The organism is Pseudomonas sp. A-RE-22 (assembly GCF_019956035.1).
GTDB lineage: Bacteria > Pseudomonadota > Gammaproteobacteria > Pseudomonadales > Pseudomonadaceae > Aquipseudomonas > Aquipseudomonas brassicacearum.
The window spans coordinates 1-2,336 of the sequence record NZ_JAHBCZ010000090.1 but is presented as its reverse complement, the minus strand read 5'-3'; the positions used below and the strand labels follow the sequence as shown (position 1 = coordinate 2,336).

At 63.6% G+C, this 2,336-nt stretch carries 2 protein-coding genes; both read left to right on the top strand.

Annotated elements, in window-relative coordinates:
* Positions 1–1,965, top strand: a 1,965-nt coding sequence (locus KGA89_RS29555; protein ID WP_223473196.1) for a carbon starvation CstA family protein, incomplete at its 5' end; no start/stop codon positions are given.
* Positions 1,966–1,980: 15 nt separating this feature from the next.
* Positions 1,981–2,178 (top strand): YbdD/YjiX family protein, encoded by a 198-nt coding sequence (locus KGA89_RS29550; RefSeq protein WP_003201656.1) that lies wholly within the window; start codon positions 1,981–1,983, stop codon positions 2,176–2,178.
* Positions 2,179–2,336: the final 158 nt, after the last annotated feature.

Genomic DNA, 2,336 nt, shown 5'->3' with positions numbered 1-2,336 from the left:
ATCAACGCCCTCTGGATCGTCGTCGCAGCCGTGGCCATCTATCTGGTCGCCTACCGCTACTACAGCCTCTTCATCGCCAACAACGTGATGCAACTCGATGCGCGCCGGGCTACTCCCGCCGTGCTCAACAACGATGGCCTGGACTACGTCCCGACCTACAAACACATTCTTTTCGGCCACCACTTCGCGGCCATTGCCGGCGCGGGGCCGCTGGTCGGGCCGGTGCTGGCGGCGCAGATGGGCTACCTGCCCGGTACGCTCTGGCTGATCGCCGGCGTGGTGCTGGCCGGTGCGGTGCAGGACTTCATGGTCCTGTTCCTGTCCACCCGCCGCAACGGGCGTTCCCTGGGTGACATGGTCCGTGAGGAAATGGGCCGCATCCCCGGCACCATCGCGCTGTTCGGCTGCTTCCTGATCATGATCATCATCCTCGCGGTGCTGGCGCTGATCGTGGTCAAGGCCCTGGCCGAGAGCCCGTGGGGCATCTTCACGGTGATGGCGACCATCCCGATCGCGATGTTCATGGGCATCTACATGCGCTACATCCGCCCGGGCCGCATCGGTGAAATCTCGCTCATCGGCGTGCTGTTGCTGCTGGGCTCGATCTGGTTGGGCGGGCAGATCGCTGCCGATCCGGTCTGGGCCAAGGCCTTTTCCTTCACCGGGATCCAGATCACCTGGATGCTGATCGGCTACGGTTTTGTCGCGGCGGTGCTGCCGGTGTGGCTGATCCTGGCGCCGCGGGACTACCTGTCGACCTTCCTCAAGATCGGTACCATCGTCGCCCTGGCGATCGGCATCCTGGTCACCATGCCCGAGCTGAAAATGCCGGCGCTGACCCAGTTCACCGACGGCACCGGGCCGGTATGGAAGGGCGGCCTGTTCCCGTTCCTGTTCATCACCATCGCCTGCGGCGCGGTCTCGGGCTTCCACGCGCTGATCTCCTCGGGCACCACGCCCAAGCTCTTGGATAACGAAACCAACGCCCGCTACATCGGTTACGGCGGCATGCTGATGGAGTCCTTCGTGGCGATCATGGCCATGGTCGCGGCTTCGGTCATCGAGCCGGGCGTGTACTTCGCCATGAACAGCCCGGCGGCGATCGTCGGCGGTGACGTGGTGGCCGTGGCCCAGACCGTCAGCAGCTGGGGTTTTGCAATCACCCCCGAGGCGCTGCAAGCGGTGGCCAAGGACATCGGCGAGACCACTGTGCTGGCCCGTGCCGGCGGTGCGCCGACCCTGGCGGTCGGGATCGCGCAGATCCTGCACTCGGTGCTGCCGGGTGAGAACACCATGGCGTTCTGGTACCACTTCGCGATCCTGTTCGAAGCGCTGTTCATCCTCACCGCGGTGGACGCCGGCACCCGTGCCGGGCGGTTCATGCTGCAGGACTTGCTGGGCTCGTTCGTGCCTTCGCTCAAGCGCACCGAATCCTGGCCGGCCAACCTGATCGCCACCGCCGGTTGCGTAGCGATGTGGGGTTACCTGCTGTACCAGGGCGTGATCGATCCGCTGGGCGGCATCAACACCTTGTGGCCGCTGTTCGGCATCTCCAACCAGATGCTGGCCGGTATCGCCCTGATGCTCGCCACCGTGGTCCTGATCAAGATGAAGCGCCAGCGCTACGTCTGGGTGACCATGCTGCCGGCGGTCTGGCTGCTGATCTGCACCACCACCGCGGGCCTGATCAAGCTGTTCGACGCCAACCCGGCGATCGGCTTTTTGGCCCTGGCGCGCAAATACAACGATGCCCTGGCCGCCGGCCAGGTCCTGGCTCCAGCCAAGAGCATCGAGCAGATGCAGCACGTGGTGTTCAACGCCTACACCAACGCGACGCTGACGGCTTTGTTCCTGTTCGTGGTCTTCAGCATCCTGTTCTACGCGCTCAAGGTCGGTATCGCCGCATGGGGCACCAAGGAACGCACGGACAAGGAAGCGCCATTCCAGGCCTTGCCGGACGCTTGATAGGGGATTGCAACGATGTTCAATGACTTGAGTCGCCTGGGTAAATACCTCGGTCAGGCCGCCCGCCTGATGGTCGGCATGCCCGACTACGACAACTACGTCGAGCACATGCAAACCAAGCACCCGGACAAACCGTTGATGGACTACGAGGCGTTCTTTCGCGAACGCCAGGAGGCCCGTTACGGTGGCAAGGGTGGGCCCAAGTGCTGTTGAGTTGAGGTAGCCTCGAACCCCATGTGGGAGCGGGCTTGCTCGCGAAGGCGGTGGATCAGCAGCATTGATGTTGACTGACCCACCGCCTTCGCGAGCAGGCTCGCTCCCACAGTTGTTTTTGGGGTGGTCTCAAGATGTGCATACACCACAGATCCCCT

What these genes read in the sequence shown, in the direction of transcription:
- KGA89_RS29550 (WP_003201656.1), top strand. Translation starts at nt 1,981, where the DNA reads ATGTTCAATGACTTGAGTCGCCTGGGTAAATACCTCGGTCAGGCCGCC.